At 61.4% G+C, this 24288-nt stretch carries 25 protein-coding genes and 3 pseudogenes; 18 read left to right on the forward strand and 10 right to left on the reverse strand.

All coding sequences use genetic code 11. The features are described 5' to 3' along the window. Positions 1 to 4 precede the first annotated feature (4 nt). The 7 genes from C5J22_RS16955 to C5J22_RS16985 all read left to right on the forward strand — a co-directional run bounded on the left by C5J22_RS16955 (position 5) and on the right by C5J22_RS16985 (position 5555). Positions 5 to 1042 carry a sulfate/molybdate ABC transporter ATP-binding protein gene (locus tag C5J22_RS16955; RefSeq protein ID WP_105439149.1) on the forward strand — a complete coding sequence of 346 codons (1038 nt, stop codon included), beginning with the start codon at positions 5 to 7 and terminating at the stop codon, positions 1040 to 1042. 234 nt (positions 1043 to 1276) lie between these two features. Further along, a complete protein-coding gene (locus C5J22_RS16960; RefSeq protein WP_105439150.1) occupies positions 1277 to 2596 on the forward strand; it encodes a phosphatidylglycerol lysyltransferase domain-containing protein in 1320 nt (439 codons plus the stop codon). Next, positions 2593 to 3954 (forward strand): virulence factor family protein, encoded by a 1362-nt coding sequence (locus tag C5J22_RS16965; protein ID WP_172746660.1) that lies wholly within the window; start codon positions 2593 to 2595, stop codon positions 3952 to 3954. The genes C5J22_RS16960 and C5J22_RS16965 overlap by 4 nt, the downstream gene beginning before the upstream one ends. 102 nt (positions 3955 to 4056) lie before the next feature. Then, positions 4057 to 4440 (forward strand): DUF6152 family protein, encoded by a 384-nt coding sequence (locus C5J22_RS16970; RefSeq protein WP_046664480.1) that lies wholly within the window; start codon positions 4057 to 4059, stop codon positions 4438 to 4440. 7 nt (positions 4441 to 4447) lie between these two features. Continuing rightward, the gene (locus C5J22_RS16975; protein ID WP_105439152.1) at positions 4448 to 4918 is read left to right on the forward strand and encodes a DUF6644 family protein; all 471 of its coding nucleotides are present in this window, start codon (positions 4448 to 4450) and stop codon (positions 4916 to 4918) included. Positions 4919 to 4983: 65 nt separating this feature from the next. Then, on the forward strand, positions 4984 to 5259 hold the full coding sequence (locus C5J22_RS16980) for a YlcI/YnfO family protein (protein WP_105439153.1): 276 nt from the start codon (positions 4984 to 4986) through the stop codon (positions 5257 to 5259). Next, complete coding sequence (locus tag C5J22_RS16985) at positions 5256 to 5555, forward strand: type II toxin-antitoxin system RelE/ParE family toxin (RefSeq protein ID WP_105439154.1); 300 nt, start codon at positions 5256 to 5258, stop codon at positions 5553 to 5555. Before C5J22_RS16980 ends, C5J22_RS16985 begins: the two co-directional genes overlap by 4 nt. Here C5J22_RS16985 and betA read toward each other — a convergent pair whose 3' ends face one another. The 3 genes from betA to betC all read right to left on the reverse strand — a co-directional run bounded on the left by betA (position 5556) and on the right by betC (position 10263). Further along, on the reverse strand, positions 5556 to 7208 hold the full coding sequence (betA, locus tag C5J22_RS16990; protein ID WP_105439155.1) for a choline dehydrogenase: 1653 nt from the start codon (positions 7206 to 7208) through the stop codon (positions 5556 to 5558). Positions 7209 to 7274: 66 nt separating this feature from the next. Continuing rightward, on the reverse strand, positions 7275 to 8738 hold the full coding sequence (gene betB, locus C5J22_RS16995; protein WP_105439156.1) for a betaine-aldehyde dehydrogenase: 1464 nt from the start codon (positions 8736 to 8738) through the stop codon (positions 7275 to 7277). Between the two features lies 1 nt (position 8739). Continuing rightward, complete coding sequence (betC, locus tag C5J22_RS17000) at positions 8740 to 10263, reverse strand: choline-sulfatase (RefSeq protein WP_105439157.1); 1524 nt, start codon at positions 10261 to 10263, stop codon at positions 8740 to 8742. 488 nt (positions 10264 to 10751) lie between these two features. Here betC and C5J22_RS17010 point away from each other — a divergent pair, with 488 nt between their 5' ends. The 6 genes and pseudogenes from C5J22_RS17010 to C5J22_RS17035 all read left to right on the forward strand — a co-directional run bounded on the left by C5J22_RS17010 (position 10752) and on the right by C5J22_RS17035 (position 15438). Next, a complete protein-coding gene (locus C5J22_RS17010) occupies positions 10752 to 11060 on the forward strand; it encodes a HigA family addiction module antitoxin (protein ID WP_105439211.1) in 309 nt (102 codons plus the stop codon). Between the two features lie 27 nt (positions 11061 to 11087). Further along, positions 11088 to 11271, forward strand: a pseudogene (locus C5J22_RS17015) (HdeD family acid-resistance protein); the annotation flags it as partial. 173 nt (positions 11272 to 11444) lie between these two features. Beyond that, positions 11445 to 13250: a bifunctional diguanylate cyclase/phosphodiesterase gene (locus tag C5J22_RS17020; RefSeq protein WP_105439159.1), complete on the forward strand. Its 1806-nt coding sequence runs from the start codon at positions 11445 to 11447 to the stop codon at positions 13248 to 13250. Positions 13251 to 13351: 101 nt separating this feature from the next. Then, positions 13352 to 14353 carry an NAD(P)H-quinone oxidoreductase gene (locus C5J22_RS17025; RefSeq protein WP_105439160.1) on the forward strand — a complete coding sequence of 334 codons (1002 nt, stop codon included), beginning with the start codon at positions 13352 to 13354 and terminating at the stop codon, positions 14351 to 14353. Between the two features lie 48 nt (positions 14354 to 14401). Next, the gene (locus C5J22_RS17030; protein ID WP_038540835.1) at positions 14402 to 14683 is read left to right on the forward strand and encodes a helix-turn-helix domain-containing protein; all 282 of its coding nucleotides are present in this window, start codon (positions 14402 to 14404) and stop codon (positions 14681 to 14683) included. 608 nt (positions 14684 to 15291) lie between these two features. Next, positions 15292 to 15438: a DUF1127 domain-containing protein gene (locus tag C5J22_RS17035; protein ID WP_065814765.1), complete on the forward strand. Its 147-nt coding sequence runs from the start codon at positions 15292 to 15294 to the stop codon at positions 15436 to 15438. Positions 15439 to 15511: 73 nt separating this feature from the next. Here C5J22_RS17035 and C5J22_RS17040 read toward each other — a convergent pair whose 3' ends face one another. Then, a complete protein-coding gene (locus tag C5J22_RS17040) occupies positions 15512 to 16249 on the reverse strand; it encodes a DUF3750 domain-containing protein (protein ID WP_105439161.1) in 738 nt (245 codons plus the stop codon). A 94-nt stretch (positions 16250 to 16343) separates the two neighbouring features. Here C5J22_RS17040 and C5J22_RS17045 point away from each other — a divergent pair, with 94 nt between their 5' ends. Then, on the forward strand, positions 16344 to 17351 hold the full coding sequence (locus C5J22_RS17045) for an asparaginase (RefSeq protein ID WP_105439162.1): 1008 nt from the start codon (positions 16344 to 16346) through the stop codon (positions 17349 to 17351). A 58-nt stretch (positions 17352 to 17409) separates the two neighbouring features. On the opposite strand, the pseudogene C5J22_RS17050 reads toward C5J22_RS17045, so the two are convergent. The 3 genes and pseudogenes from C5J22_RS17050 to C5J22_RS17065 form a co-directional block, all read right to left on the reverse strand. After that, positions 17410 to 17671 (reverse strand): annotated as a pseudogene (locus C5J22_RS17050) (hypothetical protein); the annotation flags it as partial. A 532-nt stretch (positions 17672 to 18203) separates the two neighbouring features. Beyond that, positions 18204 to 18501: pseudogene (locus C5J22_RS17060) on the reverse strand (transposase); the annotation flags it as partial. Between the two features lie 95 nt (positions 18502 to 18596). Beyond that, a complete protein-coding gene (locus C5J22_RS17065; RefSeq protein ID WP_105439164.1) occupies positions 18597 to 19352 on the reverse strand; it encodes a DeoR/GlpR family DNA-binding transcription regulator in 756 nt (251 codons plus the stop codon). A 127-nt stretch (positions 19353 to 19479) separates the two neighbouring features. Between C5J22_RS17065 and C5J22_RS17070 the strand changes: the two genes are divergently transcribed. Together C5J22_RS17070 and C5J22_RS17075 are read left to right on the forward strand one after the other, a co-directional pair. After that, positions 19480 to 19836 carry a hypothetical protein gene (locus C5J22_RS17070; RefSeq protein WP_046641593.1) on the forward strand — a complete coding sequence of 119 codons (357 nt, stop codon included), beginning with the start codon at positions 19480 to 19482 and terminating at the stop codon, positions 19834 to 19836. A gap of 68 nt (positions 19837 to 19904) precedes the next feature. After that, complete coding sequence (locus C5J22_RS17075; RefSeq protein ID WP_105439165.1) at positions 19905 to 20537, forward strand: glutathione S-transferase family protein; 633 nt, start codon at positions 19905 to 19907, stop codon at positions 20535 to 20537. Positions 20538 to 20630: 93 nt separating this feature from the next. Here the strand turns inward: C5J22_RS17075 and C5J22_RS17080 are convergent, their stop codons facing one another. After that, the gene (locus C5J22_RS17080) at positions 20631 to 20831 is read right to left on the reverse strand and encodes a hypothetical protein (RefSeq protein WP_105401912.1); all 201 of its coding nucleotides are present in this window, start codon (positions 20829 to 20831) and stop codon (positions 20631 to 20633) included. 102 nt (positions 20832 to 20933) lie between these two features. On the opposite strand from C5J22_RS17080, the gene C5J22_RS17085 reads away from it, so the two are divergent. Next, the gene (locus C5J22_RS17085) at positions 20934 to 21830 is read left to right on the forward strand and encodes a LysR substrate-binding domain-containing protein (RefSeq protein WP_105439166.1); all 897 of its coding nucleotides are present in this window, start codon (positions 20934 to 20936) and stop codon (positions 21828 to 21830) included. 4 nt (positions 21831 to 21834) lie between these two features. Here the strand turns inward: C5J22_RS17085 and C5J22_RS17090 are convergent, their stop codons facing one another. Continuing rightward, positions 21835 to 22494 carry a glutathione S-transferase family protein gene (locus C5J22_RS17090; protein ID WP_105439167.1) on the reverse strand — a complete coding sequence of 220 codons (660 nt, stop codon included), beginning with the start codon at positions 22492 to 22494 and terminating at the stop codon, positions 21835 to 21837. Between the two features lie 133 nt (positions 22495 to 22627). On the opposite strand from C5J22_RS17090, the gene C5J22_RS17095 reads away from it, so the two are divergent. Continuing rightward, complete coding sequence (locus C5J22_RS17095; RefSeq protein WP_105439168.1) at positions 22628 to 22906, forward strand: type II toxin-antitoxin system ParD family antitoxin; 279 nt, start codon at positions 22628 to 22630, stop codon at positions 22904 to 22906. Here C5J22_RS17095 and C5J22_RS17100 read toward each other — a convergent pair. After that, a complete protein-coding gene (locus C5J22_RS17100; protein WP_105439169.1) occupies positions 22903 to 24282 on the reverse strand; it encodes a TIGR03808 family TAT-translocated repetitive protein in 1380 nt (459 codons plus the stop codon). The two genes, C5J22_RS17095 and C5J22_RS17100, sit on opposite strands and share 4 nt — an antisense overlap. Positions 24283 to 24288: the final 6 nt, after the last annotated feature.

The following is a 24288-nucleotide window of genomic DNA, read 5'->3' on the forward strand; positions in this document are numbered from 1 at the left end:
CCAGATGGAAGTCACCATCAACAATATCCGCAAGGAATTCGAGCGTTTCCCGGCGCTGAACGACGTGTCGCTCAAGATCGCCTCCGGCGAACTGATCGCGCTGCTCGGTCCCTCGGGCTCCGGCAAGACGACGCTCTTGCGCCTGATCGCCGGCCTCGATTTCCCGACATCGGGAAAGATCTTCTTCGGTGATCAGGACGCGTCGCACCATTCCGTGCAGGAGCGCAATGTCGGGTTCGTCTTCCAGCATTATGCGCTGTTCCGGCATATGACGGTCGCCGAGAATATCGGCTTTGGCCTCAAGGTCCGGCCAACCGCCAGCCGCCCGCCGAAGACGGAAATCCGCCGCCGCGTCTCCGAACTCCTGGACATGGTCCAGCTCGGCGGGCTCGAGAAGCGTTATCCGAACCAGCTCTCCGGCGGCCAGCGCCAGCGCGTCGCACTTGCCCGCGCCATGGCGATCGAGCCGCGCATCCTGCTGCTCGACGAACCGTTTGGCGCGCTCGACGCCAAGGTGCGCAAGGAATTGCGCCGCTGGCTGCGGGAATTTCACGACCGCACCGGCCACACCACCGTCTTCGTCACCCATGACCAGGAAGAGGCGCTGGAACTTGCCGATCGCGTCGTGGTCATGAGCCAGGGCAAAATCGAGCAGGTCGGATCGGCCGACGACGTCTATGACCGGCCGGGCTCTCCCTTCGTTTTCTCCTTCATCGGCGAATCCTCGCAGCTCCCGGTCGAGGTGAAAGACGGCACCACGCTTTTCCAGGGCCAGCCGATCGGCATTGCGGAGGCGGGTGACGGGGCAGGGGAACTGTTCTTCCGGCCGGAAGACGTGACGCTTGTCGATGCGCCTGATGCGCTGTTCGGCAAGGTCACCGCCTGCCGTCGCCTCGCCGGCACCCGCATCGCCGAGATCGACATCGCCAATGACGGCCACGCGCCGTATCACGTCGAGGTGGAGGTCCCGCTGCATGCGCCGATCGAGCTCGGCAGTGAAACGCGCTTCCGTCCGACACGCTGGAAGGTTTTCCGCAAATAGCGTTTCCGCAGCCTCAAGATGACGTTAGCCGCCCGTTACACGCTGCGGCATATGCGGTGCCACTGAAATCGCAGTGCACGCGCCGTTGTTGCGTGGCGTTTTTACCTTAATCACGGAAAGTTTTTCAAAATTGATATGTGTCAATTGTTGATTGGCACAGAACAGGTAAGAACCTTTTGGGCGCAAGCTCTGACGAAATGCAGGCCTAACGCTTATTTCCGCGACGGATAACCTATGGCAGACATTGCCCACCTCGAAGAACCCTCCGAGCCGGTCGCCGGCTCGCCCGCAAAACAGTCGGCACAGTCGGCCATCTCCATGGGGAGGGTGCTGATTGATCGCCTGACTCCCGATACGAGCATTCTCCTGTCTTTCGGTTTCGTTCTGTTCGTGATCGCGCTTGGCGTGAGTGTTTTCCTCGAGGAAAATCTGGTGAGGCTCGGCTGGAGCCTGCTTCTGTCGAACACCAATATCCAAGCGCCGACCGGCCTGGCGCTGACGCTCCTGATCGGCACGCTTGCCACGAACCGGCTGCGGCGCCCGCGGCGCTGCCGCAAGCCGCCGGCGAGCGACGAAATGAACCGCGCCGTCGAAATCCTCGCCACCCAGCCGAATGCGAGCGCCGGTCTCGTACGCCTCGGCGACAAGAAGCTGCTATTTTCCGATTGCGGCAACGCGTTCATCATGTACGCCCAGCGGGGCCGTTCCTGGGTGGCGCTGTTCGATCCCATCGGCCCCGGCAGCGCCTGGTCCGGCCTGACGCTGAAATTCATGGAACATGCCCGCAAGTCGGGTTGCCGCGCCATTTTCTATCAGGTCTCCCAGGATTTCCTGCCGCTCACCGTCGAATCCGGGTTGAAGCCCTACAAGCTCGGCGAACAGGCGGTGGTTGACCTGGCGAACTTCGACCTCAAGGGTGGCACTCGGATCAGGCTTCGGCGCGCCGTCAACCGCGCGGTTCGCGATGGCCTTGAGTTTTCGATGATCGAGGCAGATGACGTGCCCGCCGTTCTCGATGAACTCCGGTCCGTCTCCCGTGCCTGGCTGACGGCCCAGAATGCCACGGAAAAAGGCTTTTCGCTCGGAACCTTCCAGCCTCAATACGTGGCGACCGGCCCGGTTGGCGTCATCCGCATCGAGGGCAAGATTGTTGCATTCGCCAACGTCCTTTCGACCGGCTCCGCCGGGGACGCCTGCATTGACCTGATGCGCCACCTGCCGAATGCTCATCAGGGTATGATGGTCTTGCTGTTCGTGAGGATCATGGAGCATTTGAGGGCTGCAGGCTTTCGCACCCTCAACCTCGGCATGGCGCCGCTTGCCGGCCTTTCGACCCACAGCAAGGCGCCGCTCTGGAACCACGTGGGCGAGCGCATCTTCCAGAATGGCGAGCGTTTCTACAATTTCCGCGGCGTGAGGTTGTTCAAGGACAAGTTCGATCCGGAATGGCAGCCGCGTTACATCGCTGTCTCCGGCCGTGGCCTGCCAATCGTTTCACTGGTCGACGTTACCATGCTGATCGGCGGCGGGCTGAAGGGCATCCTTCGCAGATGAAGGTTCTGCCGATCATTGTTGCAGGCATCACCTTCGTCGCTGCCATCGTCAATATCGTCTCCGACCCGGCCCTGAAGGCCAAAAGCCTGCCGATCGACCGGATTTCTTTTCCCGAAGCCAAGGCGACTGGGGTCGTGGTGCTGCTTTCGGGCGGCGAGGGGTGGTCGGACCGCGAGGAACGCACGTCCGAGGCCTTGGTCAGGGACGGTGCCATGGTGGTCGGCGTGGATATTCGCGATTATTATGCGGCGCTCGAGGAAGAGCGGAGCGACTGCCTTTACCTGGTTTCCGACATTGAAGACGTGACGCGCCAGCTGCACCGCTCGGCCGATATCGCCACCTACTATCCGCCGGTCGTGGCAGGCATTGGCGACGGCGGTACGCTGGCGCTCGCCATCGCCGCCCAGACGCCTGATTCGACGATCGCCGAGACGCTTGCCATCGACCCGCAGACTGCCATTCCGCTGTCGACCATCCTCTGCACTCCGGCGCCGAAGACGCCGGTCACCGACGGCACGGTCTACGGCCTGACCGAAGGCGATCTCCCCAATCCCGTCCGGATCGTGTTCACCCCCAAGGCCGACGCGGCGGGCCGCATCCACACGGAAAATCTGAAAAACACCCATCCCGCGATCGAGTACCGGGAAACGGCTGGGGCCGCGGATGTGGCCCTGCTGGAGAATACATCGGCCACCGTCCGGCGGCTCGCCCAGTCCGCTTCGCCACTCAATCTGCCGATCGTGCCGATCCATGCGACGCCGAAGCACAACACCATGGCGATCATCTATTCCGGCGACGGCGGCTGGCGCGATATCGACCAGCAGCTCGGCGCCTATCTGAAGGAAGAAGGCATCCCGGTCGTTGGCGTCGATGCATTGCGCTATTTCTGGACCGAGCGAACTCCGGAACAGACCGCAGCCGACCTTTCCCGTATCATCAGTTCCTACCGCAAACGCTGGAACGTCGATAACGTCCTGCTGATCGGATATTCCTTCGGTGCCGATATCCTGCCGGCCACCTACCGGCTGCTGCCGGATGCCGACAAGCAGGCGATCTCGCTCATCTCGCTTCTGGCGCTGTCACACCAGGCGGATTTTGAGATCAACGTGACCGGCTGGCTCGGGTTTGCAGGCCATGGCAAATACGGCGATCCGGTCGACGATCTTCGCGAGGTCGAGCCGTCCAAGATCCAGTGCATCTACGGCCTGAAAGAAGATGGCAGCGCCTGCCCGGCAGTCCGGGAGATCCGCGGCACCCAGGTTCTCGCCCGCGAAGGCGGCCACCATTTCGATGGCGACTACCGCGCCCTCAACCGCCTGATCGTCGACAGGGCCGTGGCGCTGATGGCGACCAACTGAGCGTCGATAGCGGGCTGACGTTCAAGAAACGGTGAAACCTCTGGTTATTCGGTAAGGCATCCTACATCTCCGGCATATGATCCGGAACAGAGGAGAGCCGTCATGCCCCGCCTTTCGATCGCCCGCATTCTAGCCGGCACCATGATCGCCGCATCGCTCGCCGGCACTGCCGTTGCCCATCACGGCTGGTCCTGGGCGGAAGCCGACCAGATAGACCTCAAGGGTACGATCCAGTCGATTTCGTTCGCGCCGCCGCATCCGACACTCGAGATCAGAGCCGAAGACGGCGTCTGGCGCGTCGAGCTCGGCAATCCCAATCAGACCCAGCGCTCCGGCTTCGTCGAAGGGCAGGCCAAGGTCGGCGACCAAATCACCGCAACCGGCAACCGCTCCGAAGACCGCAGTGAAAAACGCATGAAGGCAGTCCGGATCGTCGTCTCCGGCAAGACCTTCGACATCTATCCGGAACGCATCAAGACCAACTGAGGCGGGCATGGAATTTCTCGCGTCGCTTGTCGAAACGCCGCTCGCACGGGCGCTGATCACGTCTTCGACGCTCTATCTTCTGGTCAACGCTGCGCACATCCTCGGCATCGGCATGCTGTTCGGCGCCATCCTGGCGCTGGATCTCCGGTTGCTCGGCCTGGCCCCGGTCGTCCCGCTTGCCGCGATCGCGCCCTACCTGTCACGCTTGGCCGGCGCCGGCGTCCTGATTGCCATCGTTACCGGCCTCTGCCTGTTCTCGGTGCGGCCGCTGGAATATGTCCGCAACCCGGCTTTCCTCGCCAAGCTCGGCTTGGTGGCGCTCGGCCTTCTGAACGTTGCCATTGTTCATTTCAATTCCGGATGGCGGACGGTGCTCGCCGGCAACGCGCCGACGACGGCACTTCGGTTTTCCGCCATCCTCTCGATCGTGATCTGGATCAGCGCGGTGATCGCCGGCAGATGGATCGGGTTTTTGTAGACGTCTTGATTAATTCAAACGTCTGAAGCACACTGCATCGCAATTGCAATGCATGGGGTGAAGATATGAAAACTGCGACCATTCCTTCTCTGCGCGTCGATCCGGAACTGCGTGCCGCAGCCGAGAGTGTGCTGAAAGAGGGCGAAACGCTTTCTGCTTTCGTCGAGAACTCGTTGCGGGCTCAGATCAACTATAGGCAGACGCAGGCCGAATTTATCGCAAGGGGGCTTGCTTCGCTGGCTGAGGCGGAACGAACAGGCGTCTACTATTCCTCTGAAGAGGTTCTTGGCGAACTGAAGAGCATGCTCGATGCCAAACGAGCTGAGAAACGCTCTAAATGACATATGCGATCAGGCTGACAGAGAGGGCGCGTGGAGATCTGAAACGCCTCTATGCATTTATGCTTGATCGCGATGAGGAGGCGGCGGCCCGCGCGCTCGACGCGATTGCGAAATCAATGGAGTTGCTTGAGGAGTTTCCGTTCAGCTGTCGCAAAGCGCCCGGAGAAAATGCGTTTCTCAGAGAACTTCTGGTTCCCTTCGGCTCATCCGGCTATATCGTCCTCTTCAGGATCGACAATGACAAGACTGTCACCATCGCCGCAGTCCGTCATCAGCGCGAAGAAGACTACCACTGATCACCGATCACTCACCATCGCCCGCGGATTGACCCAGGGCTCCTGATTGCTGCGGGGCAGGGGCGTCTTGCCGAGGATATGATCGGCCGCCTTTTCGCCGGTCATGATCGAGGGGCCGTTGAGGTTGCCGTAGGTCACATGCGGGAAGATCGACGAGTCCGCGACCCTTAAGGCCTCCACCCCGATCACCCGGCACTCCGGGTCCACCACCGCAAGAGGATCGTCGGCGCGGCCCATGCGGCAGGTGCCGCAGGGGTGATAGGCGCTTTCCAGGTGCTCGCGCAGGAACGCGTCGATTTGGTCGTCCGTCTCGACCTGTTCGCCCGGCTGGATTTCCGGCCCGCGATACTGGTCGAATGCCTTCTGGGAAAAGATCTCGCGGGTCAGCCGCACGCAATGGCGGAACTTCTCCCAGTCTTCGGGATGGCTCATGTAGTTGAAGCGGATTACCGGATCCACCTTCGGATCGGGCGAACGCAGCGCCACGCTTCCGCGTGATTTCGACAGGTTGTAGCCGACATGCACCTGGAAGCCGTGGCTTTTCGCCGCCGCGCGGCCGTCGTAGGAGATCGCCACCGGCAAGAAATGGTATTGAATATCAGGCTGCGTGAGACCGGCGCTTGAGCGCAGGAAGGCGCAGGCCTCGAACTGGTTGGAGGCGCCGAGGCCGCCCTTCGACAGCAGCCACTGCGCGCCGACCACGCCCTGCCAGAACCAGGGCAGCCAGGAATAGAGCGATACCGGCTTGGTCGAAACCTGCTGGAAATAGAATTCCATATGGTCCTGCAGGTTGGCGCCGACACCCGGCCGGTCGGCCGTGACTTCGATGCCCATCTCCTTCAGATGGTCCGCCGGCCCGATGCCGGAGAGCATCAGCAGTTTCGGAGAATTGAAGGAGGAGGCCGAAACGATCACCTCGCGGTTGGCCCTGATCGTCTCGTTGACGCCGCGGCGAAAAATCTCGACGCCGACGGCGCGGCCATTCTCGATGACGATCTTCTGCGCCAGCCCATAGATCAGTTCGACATTCTTGCGCTTCAGCGCCGGCCGCAGATAGGCGTTGGCGGCAGACCAGCGCCGGCCGTTATGGATCGTCTGCTCCATCAGCCCGAAACCTTCCTGTTTCGAGCCGTTATAATCCTGCGTCATCTCGAAACCGGCCTGGGAGCCCGCCTGGATGAAAGCGTGGAAGAGCGGATTGGTCACCGGCCCACGCTTTACATGCAGTGGCCCGTCCGTGCCGCGCCAGCCTTCTTCGCCGCCATGAGAATGCTCCATGCGCTTGAAATAGGGCAGGACGTCCGCATAGGCCCAGCCGGTCGCACCCAGCTCCTCCCAGCGGTTATAGTCCTCGGCGTGCCCCCGGACATAGACAAGCCCGTTGATCGACGACGACCCGCCGATCACCTTCCCGCGCGGTGCGGTGATGCGGCGGTTGTTGAGGTTCGGTTCGGGCTCGGAAAGATAACCCCAGTTGTAGCGCTTCATGCTCATCGGCCAGGCGAGCGCCCCCGGCATCTGGATGAACGGCCCGAAATCGGATCCTCCCGCCTCGATGACGATCACCGAATGTTTGCCGTCCTCCGACAGGCGGTAGGCCATGGCGGAGCCTGCGGACCCGGAACCGATGATGACGAAGTCTGCCTGAAGCATGTCAGTGTTCTCCAGACATCTTTTTGAGGTCGTGTCGTGCCAGCGCGACGACAGCCGTGGTGAACATCAATACGGCGCCTCGACCTTGCCCATGCCCACATAGACAGTCTTCAGCTCGGAATAGTGCTCCAGCGCCGCCAGCGAATTTTCGCGTCCGAAGCCGGATTGCTTGGAGCCGCCGAAGGGGATTTCGACCGGGCAGAGATTGTAGGTATTGATCCAAAGCGTGCCGGCCTCGAGCTGATCCGCCACCCGATGGCCGCGCGTCAGATCGGACGTGAATACCCCGCCCGAAAGGCCGAATTCGGTGCCGTTGGCGCGCGCGATCACCTCGGCCTCGTCGTCGAAATCGAGCACGCACATGACAGGCCCGAAAATCTCCTCGCGCGCGATCGTCATCTCGTCGGTGACATCGGCAAACACGGTCGGCTGCACGTAATAACCTTCGCCGGTGACGTGGTTCGGAATGCCGCCGCCGGTGACGAGCGTGGCACCCTCGACCTTGCCCTTTTCGATATAGCTCATCACCTTCTGGCGCTGGTCGAAGGAGACCATCGGGCCGATCTGGGTCGCCTCGTCCATCGGATCGCCGATCACCATGTTTTCGGTGCGTGCCTTGAGGCGGGAGAGGAATGTCTCCTTGATGCTCCTTTGCACGAAGACGCGGGTGCCGTTGGAGCAGACCTGGCCGGTCGAATAGAAATTGCCGAGCATCGCCCCGCCGACCGCCGAGTCGATGTCTGCGTCGTCGAAGACGATCAGCGGCGACTTGCCCCCGAGTTCCATCGTCACATGCTTGAGGCTCCCGGCCGCAGCCGCCGCCACCTTGCGGCCGGTCGGCACCGAGCCGGTCAGCGACACCTTGGCGACATCCGGATGGTTGGTGAGCAGCGGCCCGGTCGTCCGGTCGCCCTGGATGACGTTGTAGAGCCCCTTCGGCAACCCGGCTTCCATGAGAATTTCGGCAATCTTTAGCGCCCCGAGCGGTGTGTTTTCCGAGGGCTTGAACACCATGGCATTGCCGCAGATCAGCGCCGGCGCACCTTTCCAGCAGGCGATCTGCTGCGGATAGTTCCAGGCGCCGATGCCGACGCAAACGCCCAGAGGCACCCGTTTCGTATAGGCAAAGTCCTGCCCCAGCGGGATGTAGCTACCGTTGAGTCCTGCCGCTGCGATACCCCCGAAGAATTCGAAGCTGTCGGCCCCCGATGTCGGGTCGGCGACGATTGTTTCCTGGATCGGCTTGCCCGTATCGAGAGTCTCCAGTTCGGAAAGCTCGCGGTTGCGCTCCCGCATGATGTCGGCGGCGCGCTTGAGGATGCGGCCGCGGGCGGTCGGGCTCATGGCCGCCCATTCCGGCTGGGCGCGCTTGGCGGCAGCAATCGCCCTCTCGACGATCGCGGGCGTCGCCGCATGCAGCCGCGCGATCACCTCTCCTGTCGCCGGATAGAGGCTTTCGATGACGGTGCCGTCGGTATCCTCGACATATTCGCCATCGATGAAATGGCTGGCGATCGGCTGGGCTTTCATCTCATTCTCCGCGCGGGTAGCGTTTGGACTCTTCGAGATTGTCGAGGTTCATGTGATTGCGCATGTAGCGCTCCGATGCTTTCTGCAAGGGCTGGTGGTCCCAGGGGTAATAGGCGCCGTTGCGCAACGCTTCGTAGACCACCCATCGCCGCGCCTGGCTTTCACGCACCGCCGCGTCGAAGGCACCCATGTCCCACCGCTCTTCGCGCTGGCGCTGGAACTGAGCAACCACTTCGGCAAGGTCCGGATCGTCGGCGAGGTTATTGAGCTCTTGGGGATCGCTTTCCAGGTCGAACAGCTGGTCCGGATCGAGCAGGCAATGGACATATTTCCACTTGCCCTCGCGGATGGCGACGAGCGGCGCATAGGAGCCTTCGGCGGCATATTCCATCAGCACCGGGCTCGTGCGCGGAACGCCCTCCATCATCGGCTTCAGGCTCTCGCCATCCGTCCAGGGCTTGATCTCGTCCATCGAAATGCCGGCGAGGTCGCAGAGCGTCGGCGTCACGTCGAGGTTGGAGACCGGCGCCAGATGCAGGGCAGCGGGCACGCCGGGACCGGCGATCATCAGCGGCACGCGGGCCGAGCCCTCGAAGAAGTTCATCTTGAACCACAGTCCGCGCTCGCCCAGCATGTCGCCATGGTCGGAGCAGAACAGGATCAGCGTGTCATCCAGCATCCGCGTCCGCGTCAGCGTGTCGACCAGCTCGCCGACCTTCTCGTCGATATAGGAGATGTTGGCGAAATAGGCTCTCCGCGAGCGGCGGACATTTTCTTCCGTTACGTCGAAGTTCTTGTAGTCGCAGGAGAAGATGATCCGCTTCGAATGCGGGTCCTGGTCTTCGAGCGGGATCGGCCCGACTTCCGGCAGCAGGTGCTCGCAATCCTCGTAGAGATCCCAGAACTTCTTCCGCGCCACATAGGGGTCGTGCGGATGGGTGAAGGAGACGGTCAGCGCCCAGGGTCGCCGCTCCGCATCGTCCCGCTCGCGGGCGAGGTGATAGAGCTTCTGGTTGGCGAGAAAGGCGACCTCGTCGTCATATTCCATCTGGTTGGTGATTTCGGCGACGCCCGCGCCGGTCACCGAACCGAGATTGTGATACCACCAGTCGATGCGCTCTCCCGGCTTGCGGTAATCCGGCGTCCAGCCGAAATCGGCGGGATAGATATCGGTCGTCAGCCGGTCCTCGAACCCGTGCAGCTGGTCCGGCCCGACGAAATGCATCTTTCCCGAAAGCGCCGTGTAATAACCGGCCCGGCGCAGGTGATGCGCGAAGGTCGGGATCGACGAGACGTATTCGGCGGCATTGTCATAGACCTGCGTCCGGCTCGGCAACTGCCCGGCCATGAACGAGGCACGCGCCGGCGCGCAGAGCGGCGACGACGTGTAGTTGTTGACAAACCGCGCGCCACGCGCGGCAAGCGCCTTGAGGTTCGGCGCATGCAGGAACGAAGCCGGCCCGTCAGGAAACAGCGTCCCGTTCAACTGGTCGACCATGACGATGAGGATATTGGGTTTGGTCATGCTGTCCTCAAATGTCGACATGGGCGCCCAAGGCACAGATTTTCACGCATGCCGTGGGCGATAGCATGCCGCTCGGTGGGGCATGGATCCTCGGGTCAAGCCCGAGGATGACGGAGCGCGTGGGATCGATCGGCGAAATAGGAAACATTGCAATTCGCTCAGAGGTCTCTTTGGGCATCTGTCGCACCTCCCTCTTAATGGTCATCCTCGGGCCTCTCCGTCGTCATCCCGGGGCCTCTCCGTCGTCATCCTCGGGCTTGACCCGAGGATCCAGCCGCGTGCACTGCCGCGGATGGGCCGCGATACGTCACCACCTGCAATGGCAGCGCTTTTGAGGAGGCGGGGCGTCATGCGTCGTCGCTCGGCTATCATCATTTCGATTTTGCCTTAGATTCCTTCAGTGATTTGAGTTATTTTTGATCGTGTCAGCAATCAAGGATAGTTTGCGAACCTTCCTGTTCCAAAAGCGCAGGTGACTCAACATGAGCATGCTGACGACCAAGCGTAAACCAGTAACGGTCGGCGAAATCCTCGTCGAAGAATTCATGGTGCCGATGAGCCTTACGCAGGCGGCGCTGGCGGAAGCCATGGGAGTGCAGCGCAAGCACGTCAATGAACTCTGCAACGACCGCCGGAGCGTGACCGCACCGACCGCACTCATTCTGGCGCGGGTATTCGGCAACAGCCCGGATTTCTGGCTGAATATCCAGCGGCGTAACGATCTCTGGACAGCCATGCATGACCCCAGGGAGATCGAGCGGATCGAGCGCGCCCGCCCGCTCCACGATGCCGCATGATCGATCCGTTGACCCGTTGACCCGTTGATGCGGCCGATGCGCGGTTCCGGCTGGATCATTTTCGGCGGCGTCCTAACGGCGCTTGCCGGGCCTGGTGATCGCGCTCGGCTGGCCGGTGAATAGCCTTTGGATCCTCGGCCTGTTCCTCGCGATCGACCTCACGATGCAGGGCTGGGCCCTGGTCGCGGTAGCGCTTGCGGCCAAGTCCTGAGGCACGCAGAGGTTGCCGCTAAGTCTATAAAATCTTGTATAAAAATGCTTTTCATCGTCACAAAACTTTCATCCAGCCTTCATGTTCGGGAAAGGTATTTTTGACCAATTGCTGGGAACCTGACGTTCGTGTTGAGGCATGTTTTAGGCCATTGCGCAGTGGAGTAATGAGTAATGTCGTCTGCGGCCATCTTGGAACCGGGCGTTTTCCGTCGGTATGCGAGCGATCAGCTTGTCACTCTGGCAAAATTGGTACTCGAAAATGCCTTCCAGCCGATCGTCGAGGTCGGCACCGGTTCGGTCTTCGGTTATGAATCGCTGCTGCGCGGCCAGGAACGGATAGGCTTCTCGTCACCGCTCGAACTGCTCGATGAGGCTCAGGAGACCAACCAGCTTCTGGCGCTCGAACAGATGATGGCAACCCGGGCATTGGCGAAATTTGCCAGCCTGCCGGATTTTTCGTCCCAGACCCTGTTTCTCAATCTCGATGTCCGGCTGATCCGCCACGGCAAACATTTCCTCGAAAAGGTCGTGCAGCACCTGCGCAAGGCGAATATCGCTCCGTCTTCCGTCTGCTTCGAATTCTCCGAGCGTTTCGACAATACCAGCGTGCCGGAATTTGCAGATCTGGTCACCCAGATGCGGAAGGAAGGCTTCAAGCTGGCGATCGACGATTTCGGCGTCGGCCACGGCGAGATGAAACTGCTCTGCGACTATCCGGTCGATTATCTGAAGATCGACCGCCATTTCGTCGCCGGCATCGACAAAAACCCGCGCAAGCGCCACCTCGTCAAGAACATCGTCAGCATCGCCCACGTGCTCGGCATCCGCGTCATCGCCGAGGGCATCGAGACGGAGGCGGAATTCCTCGTCTGCCGCGAATATGGCGTCGATCTCGTCCAGGGCTGGTTCATTGCCCGACCGACCACATTCGTGTCCGAACTGCAGCCCTCCTTCCCCTATCTCGCCGATATCGGCCGTACCCGTCGCTCCAGCCAGTCGCTCGACGAAATCCTCATCCGCAAGCAGATCGAACACCTGCCGACCGTCTATGAGAACCAGAGCATCGACAGCGTCTTCGACCTGTTCCGCCGCAATCCGCGCCAGGCTTTCTTCCCGGTGCTGAATGCAAACGGCGAGCCGCGCGGCGTCATCAACGAATACCACCTCAAGGAATATATCTATCAACCCTTCGGTCGCGATCTCCTGAAGAACAAGGTTTACGAACGCTCGATCTCGCATTTCGTCGACCGCGCCCCGATCGTCGGGCTGGATGCGGAAGCCGAAGAGCTGATGACCCTGTTTGCCAACATGGAAAACAGCGCCTGCATCATCCTCACCGAAAACATGCGGTATGCGGGTGTCGTCTCCGCCGCCTCGCTGATCAAGGTCGTCAACGAAAAGCAGCTGAAGATCGCCCAGGACCAGAACCCGTTGACCGGCCTGCCGGGCAACCGCGCCATCCGCGACTTCATGCAGGAAACCGGCCGCGACGACGACGAGACCCGCTTCTTCTGTTATTGCGACTTCGACAACTTCAAGCCGTTCAACGATCATTACGGCTTCCAGATGGGCGACCATGCGATCTCGCTGTTCGCAGCCTTGGTGAAGCGTTATTTCTTCTCCGACGGCGATTTCCTCGGTCATGTCGGCGGCGACGATTTCTTCATCGGCGTACGCGGCTGGAGCCGCGACGAGCTCAATGAAATCCTCGAGCGCCTGCTCTCCGATTTCCATGACGATGTCGTCGAACTCTATTCCCCGGAAGAACGCGCGGCCGGCAAGATCCGCGGCCACGACCGTTCCGGCACTGAGCGGGATTTCCCGCTGCTGCGCTGCTCGATCGGCGTGCTCGAACTGCCCCAGGGCCTGCTGCTCGACGATGTCGGCCGCATCGGTTCGGAGATCGCCGCCGTCAAGGCGGAAGCCAAGGAAAGCGATGGCGGTCTGGTTTTCGCAAGTTTCGGCGAGACAAAATGACCTAGGCGGCGGAACGCCGCCTTCCTATCGCGGGGCGACTATCCTAAGTCAGGAGGCCTATCACCGATCCCGTCGGTGGCCGCACTGAGAGGAGTCCCGCCATGCCGCTTCCCACCGAAATGCGTTTCGTCGATCTGCCGTCCTTCGGAGAGCCGGAGGTGATGACCATTGCCAGAGGGCCGCTGCCGGCGGTGCGGCCGGGCGAAATCCTGGTCAAGGTGGAGGCGGCCGGCATCAACCGCCCGGACGTGCAGCAACGCAAGGGCGCCTATCCGCCGCCGAAGGACGCAAGCCCGATCCTCGGTCTGGAAATATCAGGCGAAGTGGTGGCAATCGGGGAGGGCGTCAGCGAATTCAAGCTTGGCGACAAGGTCTGCGGGCTCGCAAACGGCGGCGGTTATGCCGAATATTGTGCCGTGCCGGCGGGGCAGGCTCTGCCCTGGCCGAAGGGTTTTGACGCAGTGAAAGCCGCGGCGCTACCGGAGACCTTCTTCACCGTCTGGGCCAATCTGTTCCAGATGGCGGGCTTGACCGAAGGTGAGAGCGTGCTGATCCACGGCGGCACCAGCGGCATCGGCACGACGGCCATTCAGCTCGCCAAGGCGTTCGGCGCGACGGTGTACGCGACGGCCGGCTCCAGGGAAAAATGCGAGGCCTGCGAAAAGCTCGGCGCCGTGAGAGGCATCGACTACAGGACCGAGGACTTTGCCGAGGTCATCAAGGCGGAAACCGCTGGCCGGGGCGTCGATGTCGTGCTCGACATGATCGGCGCTGCCTATCTCGAAAAGAACCTCTCGGTTCTCGCCAAGGACGGCTGCCTGTCGATCATCGCCTTCCTCGGCGGCAACCTCGCCGAAAAGGTCAACCTGTCGCCGATAATGGTCAAGCGCCTGACGGTCACCGGCTCGACCATGCGCCCGCGCACCGCGGACGAAAAACGCGCCATCCGCGACGATCTTCTGGCCCAGGTCTGGCCACTCCTGGAGGACGGAACGGTCGCCCCGGTCATCCACTCCGTCCTGCCGTTCGCAGAGGTGGTCGAGGCCCACAAGCTGATGGAAACCAGCAGCCATATCGGCAAGATCGTGGTGACGCTTGCTTAGTCGCCTTGCAGCTGTCACGTCTGCGGCAGATCTGATTGGATTGAACCTATGGAACGTCAGAGCTTTTCAAATGTCTGGGACGCGCTGGAAGACACCCCGGCGGAAGCGGCCAATATGTCCATGCGCTCGGCCCTGCTGATTGCGATCGAGCAGAAGGTCCGGAACTGGAATGTGACCCAGAAGGATGCCGCGGCTCGCCTCGGCATCACCCAGCCCCGCCTGAACGACTTGCTGCGGGGCAGGATCGCAAATTTCAGTCTGGACGCGCTCGTTGAATTGGCCGGGAAAGTTGGGCTTTCCGTCCGGTTGGATATCGCGGACGCAGCTTGATTTCCGATCCCACAAGTTGGCGGAAATCGGCAAGATCGTGGTGGCGCTGAGCTGAAGGGGAGAATCTGCCTCGATTGAAGCTGGCGAATTCTAGGGACGGAAGGCCGCTTCCGCAACTCAATTAAATTCGCGATCGTTTATATAACGTGGCTTGCAGACTCAGGCTTTGGCCCCTACCTTTTAATCATCATCAACGTAGTGAAAGGAAGGTGGTCCAATGTCTAGTGAGATTTCGGTCTGTGTAACGGGCAATGGAAAGGTGGCGGTCTTGACGGGGCAACCCTCGGCCTGAACCTCATCTTCCTTCGGGGAGCTCACGAAGCGCCCCGGGTTCGTTGAACCGGACCAAACTCATGGAAGGGTCGCCTCGAGCGGCCCTTTTCCATTTTATGGCCTTTTCATTTCCGCGGCTCTTTCTTCAGCGCTGGCGGTTCTTCATTTTTCATTATTTCTAATATGAGAACACCCATGCGCCTCTCGCATAGGTGGCCTGCTAAGTGGGCGCTTTCAGTGCACGTTTGATGAGCTTATATAAGCGTCATCGAAGCAAACGAGAGCGCCAAGGACTGGCAGCTGGGCTTCGAAAATCCCAGGAAAGGGGAACCATCATGAACGTCGCACGCACTCTCAACAATTGGCGCAAGTATCGTCAGACGGTTGCCGAACTGGGCCGTATGACACCGCGCGAACTCAGCGATCTCGGCATCGCCCAGGGCGACATCCGCCGGGTTGCGCGTCAGGCCGTCGGCTTCTGATCGCCATCTGACACGAAGTTATGTCGAACGCCCGCATCCGCGGGCGTTTTGCATTTCATGCATAGCTGCCATCTTAAATCCCGACCCGTCCGAGCGCCGGCACCTTGATGCCGGGATTGGCGAAATCGAGGCCTGCGACCAGGCCGAGGAAGTGCACCTCGAACCCGCTGCGCAAACCGGCAGACAGGCCGATGAGGCCGCGCACGGTCAGGTGTATGTCGCGCCAGTCGTCGTCCACATGAATGAATTCGCCATCCGGCAGATAGTCGCGCCCGACTGCGTGCGGCGGCAGCACGGCGTCGAGCTCCGGCACGCTGCGCAGCACATGGGCGACGAAGGTGTTGGAGTTCGGTCCCGGCCAGATCGTGTAGCCGCCCGGCTCGGCATAGGGGTAGGCGGCGATCGCGCCCTCGATCTTGGGGATCAGCAGTTCCGCCTTCGAGCCGGTCACCGAGGTGACGAGCTGCGGCGTGTTGGAATACCAGTAGGCGTCAGGCGAATAGCCGTTGCGGCGGATCGGACTGCCCCAGCCCACCTTGTCGAAGCGCGTGTAGGTTTTCGCGCCCTTTTCCTTGAAGACGATCCAGGCGTGGCTTGCGACCGCGCCCTTCATGCCCCCCGTCATCGCCGAGAAGACGTAGATCGCCGCTTCGTTGCTCGTCTCTGGCTTCGGCAATATACCGGCCGAGGACCATCGCGCATCGCGCCAGCCCGACGGTCGCTCCTTCATCGCCCATAACCCGGCCGACGCAAAGGTCGGAATCAGGTAGACGATGAAGATGACCAGAAACAACCGCTTAACCGATTTCATACGGCCCCCCATGAAAATCCCCTCGGACTCGTTTAAGAGCCTGTGATATCGCCAGACGATAGGCACATTGAAACCGGCATTTTCAGGACAGACCATGCAAAACCCCGTTACCGTCGAAGTTACTAGAGGCAATCTGGTCGAAAGCCGTCACCGCGGCCTCGGCGCCGTGGTGGATGGCGACGGCAAGGTGCTGTTCTCGTTCGGCGAGGCGGACGCGCATGTTTTCCCCCGTTCCGCCAGCAAGGCCATGCAGGCGTTGCCGCTCATCGAAAGCGGTGCGGCGGATGCTTACGGCTTCGGAAACCGGGAACTGGCGTTTGCCTGCGCCTCCCATTCCGGCGAGGACGCGCATGTGGCGATGGCCGCCTCGATGCTGGGCAAGGCCGGCCGCGACGACAGCGCGCTCGAATGCGGCGCCCACTGGTCCTCGGAACAGGCGGTGCTGATCCATCAGGCCCGCACCATCGAGGCGCCGACGGCACTTCACAACAACTGCTCCGGCAAACATTCCGGCTTCGTCTGCACCTGCGTGCACACGGGAATGGATCTGAAAGGCTACGTCGATTACGACCATCCGCTGCAGGCCGAAATCCGCAGCACGATGGAAACCCTGACCGGCGCCATCATCGGCCACCAGAATTGCGGCACCGACGGCTGCTCGATCCCCACCTATGCGGTGCCGCTGAAGGGCCTTGCCCACGGTTTTGCAAAAATGGCGACCGGCAACACGCTGTCGGCCGAACGTGCCAAAGCCTCGCGCCGGCTGATGGATGCCTGCATGGCCGAGCCCTTTTACGTCGCCGGCACCAACCGCGCCTGCACCAAGCTGATGGAAGTCGCCCCCGGCAAGATTTTTGCCAAGACCGGAGCCGAAGGCGTCTTCGTCGCTGCCCTGCCGGACCAGGGCATCGCCATGGCGGTGAAATGCGAGGACGGCACCACCCGCGCCGCCGAAGCGATGATCTTCGCCTTGATCGCCCGCTATTTCGAAAAGGGCGGCGAGGTGCACGCCAACCTGATGGCGATGGCGAACAAGCCGATGAAGAACTGGAACGGCATCCATGTGGGTGACGTGAGGGTGACCGACGCGCTGTTTGCGTGAGATCGGCTAGACTGTTTTCGGCGGAAGGCAATTGGAGTGGCAGCTTCCCCACGCTCCATCATCCTCGGGTCAAGTCCACTGCTGTCCGGTTTAAAATTGCTGCCCATGTAAAGACCATTTGGTTTTGGTCTGTTGGCGTGTCGGGAGGCGGCTTGAGGAGTTGGTCTGTTCTTTTGCGGTGCATGACGTTTGCGCGCACGAGGCGTTCGAAGGCGAGCGGGCTTTGGACGGTGTTGGTCGTCCTTGGCCATGCGCAGGAGCAGGAAGGCGATGAGGGCGACGGCGATCTGGATGCGTACGGCATTCTCGGAGGTGCCGAGGACCGGACAGCAGTGGCTCAAGGCCCAGGATGACAAAGATTAGAACCGCATTTCCACCAACCTCCGATTGACTTTACCAATATTCCGCCTCTAGTGCTCGCGGGGATTGATCAATTGGATGGGGACAATGAAATTTCGCTTTATTGGCGCTGCCGCGCTTTCTTTCGCCGTTGCAAGCTGCACTACAACTGGCATTACCGCTGACGGTCGACCGCTTATTCAACACTTCTTTCGGGATCTTGTGATGAGGGGATGTAATTTCCAGATGACATGGGAATCGGCGAGAGAAGCCACAGATACTTTCAAGCCAATTATACCCACTGACAGAGAACGCGTGACTGACAGAGGCCTCATGAGGGCTGCGATCGCAATTTGTGACAAGGCGAAACCCGGAAATAAGAGCAAAGCTATCGAAGTCCAGGTTCCTGACAGTCGCGGTGTCCTGCGGAAACTCGTTGTTGAAAGAGAATAGAAAAGCGTAGGGGCTTACCCACGCTCCATCATCCTCGGGTCAAGTCCGCTCCTGTCCGGTTTAAATTGCTGACCATGTAAAGACCATTTGGTTTTGGTCTGTCGGCGTGTCGGGAGGCGGCTTGAGGAGTTGGTCTGTTCTTTTGCGGTGCATGATGTTTGCGCGCACGAGGCGTGCGAAGGCGAGCGGGCCTTGGACGGTGTTGGTCGTCCTTGGCCATACGCAGGAGCAGGAAGGCGATGAGGACGACGGCGATCTGGATGCGTACGGCGTTCTCGGAGGTGCCGAGGAAATGGCGGATTTTCAGGGTCTGCTTGACCCCGCGGAAGAACAGTTCGATCGCCCAGCGTCGCTTGTGAGGCAGAGGATAACGGTGGGGATGGTGGCCCCCTGCGCATACGGCGGTGAAAAGACGTTGCTTGTGCCCGGCTACGTCCGATTTCGCGCTCCGGACTAAACCTCGATCACACGCATCCCCAAAGCCCTGTAGGACGCCAGCCGCTCCTCGTCGATGCCCTCCTGCACGATCATGCCCGACAATGCCGAAACCGGCATGATCACATGCGGCGAGGCCGCATCCAGCTTTTCCACTGTCACGAGCGTGACCGTCCCTGTGGAACAGGCGGCGATGTGGCGCTTGATCGCCGCCTCCTCGAAATCGCCGGTCGAAAGCCCGCGGGCGGGATGCACAGCGGTGACGCCGAGGAAGAATATGTCCGGCCGCATCAGCGCGATCTGCGCCATTGCCGCTGCACCCGTCGCGACCATCGAATGTTTGTAGAGCCGCCCGCCGATCAGGATCACCTCCACTGTCGGATGGTGTTCGAGTTCCGCCGCGATCGTCGGGCTGTGAGTGACGATCGTCACGGCGAAGTCGCGGGGCAGGGCGCGGGCGATCTCCGCAGTCGACGTGCCGCCGTCCAGAAAGATCGTCTGGCCCGGCTTCACCATGTCAGCCGCCGCCCTGCCGAGCCGCTGCTTCACATCTGACGACACCGCCCGCCGGGCGGACAAATCCGGCAGGTCGGGCGAGATAGGCATCGCTCCGCCATGCACCCGCCGCAGCAGCCCTTCCGTCGCCATCTCCCGAAGGTCCCGCCGGATAGTGTCCTCCGAAAGCGAGAACTCTTCGGCCGCCCGTTTGGCGACGACCTGCCCCTCCCGGCGCAATATGTCGAGGATGAGGTTCTTGCGTTGGGTTGTCAGCATGGTTCTTGACTCTGCACGAAATTGCATGAATAAGCGCAAGTGTGCCTGAAAATGCCATTGATGTAAAGCGTTTCCGGCACATTCGTGCAATTCCGCGATGAATGCGGACAAGTTTGGAGAAACGAAGATGTTGATTTTGATCGCTGGCCCCTATCGCTCCGGCACCGGAGACGACCCTGAGAAGATGGCCGAGAACCTGAAACGGCTCGAAGCGCCGTCGCATGCGCTGTTCAAGGCGGGCCATGTGCCGATGATCGGCGAATGGGTGGCACTGCCGGTCTGGCATGCAGCCGGCGGAAAACATGTGGGCGACGACCTCTACGAGGAGATCTTTCACCCGGTGGCGGGACGTCTGCTGCAGCTCTGCGAAGGCGTCCTGCGCCTGCCGGGTGCCTCCAAGGGCGCCGACAACGACGTCCGGATCGCCAACGAACGCGGCATTCCGGTCTGGCATCGGCTGGAAGACGTGCCCGGTGTCAGTTGACCGGCGGTTTGAGACTTCTGGCCTGAAAAAACCGTGCTAGAACACACGCGGTCCAAAGGAGGATTTTCATGTATACGCTGTTCTTTTCGCCCAATGCCTGTTCGCTGGCCAGCCACATCGCGCTTGCCGAATCCGGTCTTCCCTACGAGATCAAATGGGTGAAATTCGCCGACAAGGAACAGCAGTCGGAAACCTACCTGAAGATCAATCCGAAGGGCCGCGTCCCAGCACTCGCAACGGACCGGGGGATCATCACCGAGTCCGTCGCGATCCTCGCCTTCATCGCCCAGGCTGCACCGGAGGCGAAGCTGGCGCCGCTCGACGACCCGTTCCTGTTCGGCAAGATGCAGGCGTTCAACGCCTATATCGCCTCGACGGTGCATGTCGCCTACGCCCATTGGCGCCGCGGCTACCGCTGGGCGGACAACCAGTCCTCCTTCGACGACATGGCCGCCAAGGCACCAAAAGTCTTTCACGATTGTTTTCAGGTGATCGAGGACTTGTTGCTCGAAGCCCCCTACGTGCTCGGGGAAACCTATTCGGTCGCCGACGCCTATCTCTACCTGATGGCCGACTGGCTCGCGAACATGAAGCTTGATCGTGCGGATTTTCCGAAGGTCAACGCGCACTACGAGCGGATGAAACAGCGTCCCGCCGTTCAGCGCGCCCTGGCCGAACAGGCTGCCGCGACCGCGGTCTAACGCCGGAAGACGGCATCAAGATTTTCCGCTCGAATACGGGTTCACCTCAGCCTCATGATCCGCCCCTTGCCCGGTAAGCGGATCATCGGAGCGTCAGGCGCATTTCGCCAGAGGCGCCTTATTGCAGTTCGTGTCGGCTTGAAGCGGGCGCGGGAAGGGCAGGTCGGCGAGCTGCCGCAGGTCCATCGCGCGGATATCGGGATGACGGAACGGGTCGTTCGACTGCAGGTCCGTCAATGTTTCGGTCGTTTCCAACCAGGCTTTCAAGTTCAAGAAAATCTTCAGCGGTGCCATGACCGTTACCTCGCAAATATGTGACCATTTGCAGACGTAACATCGGCTTTACCGTTCGGTTTTTCAATTGAGTTCTTGAGAGCGTGGCTATAGAAAAGCTATATGAGCAATCTGAACCTCGTGCATCTCAACGGTTTGCGGGCTCTTGAGGCGGTCGGACGCCTGGGCTCGCTGCAGGCGGCTGCCGACGAACTCGGCGTCTCGGTGGGTGCCGTCAGCCAGCAGGTCATCAAGGCCGAAGCCCAACTCGGTCAGCCGGTCTTTCAACGCCTGCCGAAGGGCATGATGCCGGTCGATTCGGCGCGGCCCATGCTGGCGCGATTGAGCGAAGGGTTTCATGCGCTTTCGGAAGCGGTGGCGATCGGCCGGCGGCAGGACGATGCGCTGCTGACCATCTCCGTCGCACCCGTGTTTGCAGCCCGGTTCCTCGTCCACCGGCTCGATCGGTTCTCGAGCCTGCACCCGGAAATCCGCCTGCGCATCGATGCGACGACCAGGCTCGCCGATCTGGGTGTCGACGATATCGATCTCGGCATCCGCGTCGGGCCGGGCACTTGGCCGGGCGTCGATGCCGAACTGCTGATCGAGCAGACAGTGTTTCCGGTCTGCTCGCCCGCGCTTGCAGAAAAGCTGAAGGAGCCGAAGGACATCCTGAAGCTGCCGGCGATCATCGACGGCCCCTCGATGTTTTCCTGGGAGATCTGGCTGAACGAAGCGGGCCTGTCCGGTGCCGGCATGGCGACGCGGCATGTGTTCAACGACGCCTCACTCTGCCTCGATGCGACGATTGCGGGCCAGGGCGTCATGCTCGCCTGGCATACCCTGGCGACCTACGCGCTGGAACAGGGGCGGCTGGTCGAGCCGTTTTCGATCCGGGCCTGCACCGGCATGGGGCATTATCTCGTGACCCGCACCGGTGCTCGGGCGCCGGCGAAGGTGAGGGCCTTCCGGGACTGGCTGAAGACGGAACTGCCGCCGCTCGCGGAAAGCCGGAAGTAAGGCGTTACGCCGGTTCGGCGGTCCGCTTGTCCCACATCGCCTTGAAGCCGGGGCGGGCTTGGGCAGCCTCGATCCAGGCCTTCAAGGCCGGGCGGCTATCGAACAGCGGCGCATATCCTTGCGCATATCGCACGACTTCTCCGACATTGATATCCGCCACGGTGAAACGGCCGCCGACCATGTGGCTGGTCTTGGACAGGTGCTTTTCGAGCACGTCGAAAGGCCGCTTCAGGGTGCGGGCCGCAACCTCGATGTCGGCCTTGCCTTCTTCCGTTTCCGCCCTTCCGCCGGCGATCGTGGCGGAGATCTTCAGGGCCGGCGTCTCGACGCTGGTCGCGCCGAACAGCGACCACTGGACCATCTGGCCTTCCTCGGCAATATCCTTCGGGCCGAGGTCGCCGCCGTATTTGCGGGCGAGATAGAGCGTGATCGCCAGCGACTCGTGCAGCACGAAACCGTCGTCGTCCATCGACGGGATCGAGCCCATCGGGTTGATGCTCAGGAATTCCGGCGACAGCGTGTTGACCGGGGCGCCCGGTGCCATCGGCTCGGGCAGGCGGTAGCCCTGGATGATCGGAATGAGTTCGAAAGGAATACCCAGCTCTTCGATGAGCCACAGCGGCCGCGTGGCGCGCGAACGGTAAACACCATATACTTTCAGCATTAAAGTCCCTCCAGGAAATGCGAGCGCAAGCTACGGGCAGGCCGCCCAAAACGGAAGACCAATCCGCGTTGGACGATCATGAAAGTTTTCGATAGGATTTAATCGTGTCCGATTTCTTGGAAAGGAACCGATCATGCGCACCACCCAGTCGCTCAGCATCACCCTGCCGCTCGAAATGGCGCAGATGGTCAAGGCCAAGGTCGCTTCCGGCCAATACGCCACCGAAAGCGAAGTCATCCGCGACGGCTTGCGCACGCTGCTCGCCCGCGATGCGGCAATCGAGAAGTGGCTGGTGGAGGAGGTGGTTCCGGCCTATGACGAACTCAGGGCGCATCCGGACCGCCTCTTGTCTCCTGAAGAGGTCCGAAAACGCCTTGACGCCCGTTTTGAAAAGATGGTGGCGAAAGACTAAACGATCCGGTTGTTCACGATCGTCAGGTGCTTGAACCCCTGGGCCTGACCGTCTCCGCGAGCCAGTTCGGTCGTGGAAGGCGTCTTCCACCGGTGGCCGATCACCGCGCCGTCCTTCACCGCCTCGAACAGGTTGCCGGAAATCAGCGCTCCGCCGGCGCCTTCGACCACCGTCACCGCACAACCGACCTTCGCCTGCCGGACGATGTTGTTGCTGGCGAGCACGTTGCGCAGGTACGGTCCGAAACCGAGCGCCATGCCCCAGAGCGGCACATTCTCGATGACATTGCCGGTCACCGCGGTATCCGCCTCGACGCTGATGCCGACGCCGAAGATCGCTCCGTCGAGCACATAGGGGCCGGTGGGGGTGAGGTTGCGGACGATATTGTTGGTGACGGTCGCAAGCCGGCCGCCCTCGTTGAAATTGACGACCGAAATACCGTTCGCCGCGCCGTCAATAATGTTGCCCGAGACCAACGCGCCCTCGAAGGCAAATTCCGCATAGATCGCCGTCTCACCGGAGGCAAGGCATGTGTTGTTGGCGATCTGGGCGTTCGAGGCGCTGTTGGCGCGGATCGCCGAAAAGGCCGAATGCGAGATCTGGTTGCCGGTCACCATCACATTGCCGGCCCGGAACAGGTTGATGGCGTTTCCGTACTGGCCGGTGCCGCCGTTTGTTGCGCCGATCCGGAAGATGCGGTTGCCGGAAACGATCGTGCCGTCGGCGCCCTTGGTCCAGCGATGGATGAGAATGCCGCCATTGCCGCAGTCGGAGACCGTATTGCCGGTGACCGAAAGCCCGGTGCTCTCGACCGCATAGAGGCCGTATTCGGCAGCTCCGGAAATACGGCTCCGCTCGATCCGCCCGCCGCAACGTTCGAGTTGCACGGCCGTCCTGCGTGCGCCGATGATTTCGCAGTTGTCGATGACGATCTCGCTGATGCCGCGCATGGTGACGAGCGCCGGGCTCTGGTCGTCGAGCCCGCGGTTCGCCCCGTCGATGACGATGTTGGAAAGCTCGATGCGGCGCGCGCCGTCGGCCGTCAGCATCCGCCCGCCACCGGAATAGACGAGCCGGGAAGCCCCGGCCACGCCGGTCATGCGGGTGCCTTTGGGCAGATCGAGATTGGACACCGGGTAGTTTCCGGGTGGCAGGAAGACCGGCATGTTCTGACGCGCCGCCTTGGCGATGATCTCCGCGAGCTTGCGGTTCTGCTTGTCGCCTCCGTCCGGGGTGACGCCGTGTGCGCCGGCATCGATCGAGCCGCGCAGATCATTCGTCGAAAAACCCTGGGCGGCGGCGAAGAGGGGCCGAGGCACGGCTCCTGCCGCCGCCGCACCCGCGATCATCGTCAATGCCGTGCGTCTCGAAATCATCCAGCG

The sequence above is a fragment of the Neorhizobium sp. T25_13 genome, assembly GCF_002968675.1.
Lineage (GTDB): Bacteria > Pseudomonadota > Alphaproteobacteria > Rhizobiales > Rhizobiaceae > Neorhizobium > Neorhizobium tomejilense.

Excerpts from the sequence above, each read along its gene's own strand:
- C5J22_RS16955 (WP_105439149.1), top strand. The coding sequence starts at position 5 with ATGGAAGTCACCATCAACAATATCCGCAAGGAATTCGAGCGTTTCCCG.
- C5J22_RS16960 (WP_105439150.1), top strand. The coding sequence starts at position 1,277 with ATGGCAGACATTGCCCACCTCGAAGAACCCTCCGAGCCGGTCGCCGGC.
- C5J22_RS16965 (WP_172746660.1), top strand. The coding sequence starts at position 2,593 with ATGAAGGTTCTGCCGATCATTGTTGCAGGCATCACCTTCGTCGCTGCC.
- C5J22_RS16970 (WP_046664480.1), top strand. The coding sequence starts at position 4,057 with ATGCCCCGCCTTTCGATCGCCCGCATTCTAGCCGGCACCATGATCGCC.
- C5J22_RS16975 (WP_105439152.1), top strand. The coding sequence starts at position 4,448 with ATGGAATTTCTCGCGTCGCTTGTCGAAACGCCGCTCGCACGGGCGCTG.
- C5J22_RS16980 (WP_105439153.1), top strand. The coding sequence starts at position 4,984 with ATGAAAACTGCGACCATTCCTTCTCTGCGCGTCGATCCGGAACTGCGT.
- C5J22_RS16985 (WP_105439154.1), top strand. The coding sequence starts at position 5,256 with ATGACATATGCGATCAGGCTGACAGAGAGGGCGCGTGGAGATCTGAAA.
- betA (WP_105439155.1), bottom strand. The coding sequence starts at position 7,208 with ATGCTTCAGGCAGACTTCGTCATCATCGGTTCCGGGTCCGCAGGCTCC.
- betB (WP_105439156.1), bottom strand. The coding sequence starts at position 8,738 with ATGAAAGCCCAGCCGATCGCCAGCCATTTCATCGATGGCGAATATGTC.
- betC (WP_105439157.1), bottom strand. The coding sequence starts at position 10,263 with ATGACCAAACCCAATATCCTCATCGTCATGGTCGACCAGTTGAACGGG.
- C5J22_RS17010 (WP_105439211.1), top strand. The coding sequence starts at position 10,752 with ATGCTGACGACCAAGCGTAAACCAGTAACGGTCGGCGAAATCCTCGTC.
- C5J22_RS17020 (WP_105439159.1), top strand. The coding sequence starts at position 11,445 with ATGTCGTCTGCGGCCATCTTGGAACCGGGCGTTTTCCGTCGGTATGCG.
- C5J22_RS17025 (WP_105439160.1), top strand. The coding sequence starts at position 13,352 with ATGCCGCTTCCCACCGAAATGCGTTTCGTCGATCTGCCGTCCTTCGGA.
- C5J22_RS17030 (WP_038540835.1), top strand. The coding sequence starts at position 14,402 with ATGGAACGTCAGAGCTTTTCAAATGTCTGGGACGCGCTGGAAGACACC.
- C5J22_RS17035 (WP_065814765.1), top strand. The coding sequence starts at position 15,292 with ATGAACGTCGCACGCACTCTCAACAATTGGCGCAAGTATCGTCAGACG.
- C5J22_RS17040 (WP_105439161.1), bottom strand. The coding sequence starts at position 16,249 with ATGAAATCGGTTAAGCGGTTGTTTCTGGTCATCTTCATCGTCTACCTG.
- C5J22_RS17045 (WP_105439162.1), top strand. The coding sequence starts at position 16,344 with ATGCAAAACCCCGTTACCGTCGAAGTTACTAGAGGCAATCTGGTCGAA.
- C5J22_RS17065 (WP_105439164.1), bottom strand. The coding sequence starts at position 19,352 with ATGCTGACAACCCAACGCAAGAACCTCATCCTCGACATATTGCGCCGG.
- C5J22_RS17070 (WP_046641593.1), top strand. The coding sequence starts at position 19,480 with ATGTTGATTTTGATCGCTGGCCCCTATCGCTCCGGCACCGGAGACGAC.
- C5J22_RS17075 (WP_105439165.1), top strand. The coding sequence starts at position 19,905 with ATGTATACGCTGTTCTTTTCGCCCAATGCCTGTTCGCTGGCCAGCCAC.
- C5J22_RS17080 (WP_105401912.1), bottom strand. The coding sequence starts at position 20,831 with ATGGCACCGCTGAAGATTTTCTTGAACTTGAAAGCCTGGTTGGAAACG.
- C5J22_RS17085 (WP_105439166.1), top strand. The coding sequence starts at position 20,934 with ATGAGCAATCTGAACCTCGTGCATCTCAACGGTTTGCGGGCTCTTGAG.
- C5J22_RS17090 (WP_105439167.1), bottom strand. The coding sequence starts at position 22,494 with ATGCTGAAAGTATATGGTGTTTACCGTTCGCGCGCCACGCGGCCGCTG.
- C5J22_RS17095 (WP_105439168.1), top strand. The coding sequence starts at position 22,628 with ATGCGCACCACCCAGTCGCTCAGCATCACCCTGCCGCTCGAAATGGCG.
- C5J22_RS17100 (WP_105439169.1), bottom strand. The coding sequence starts at position 24,282 with ATGATTTCGAGACGCACGGCATTGACGATGATCGCGGGTGCGGCGGCG.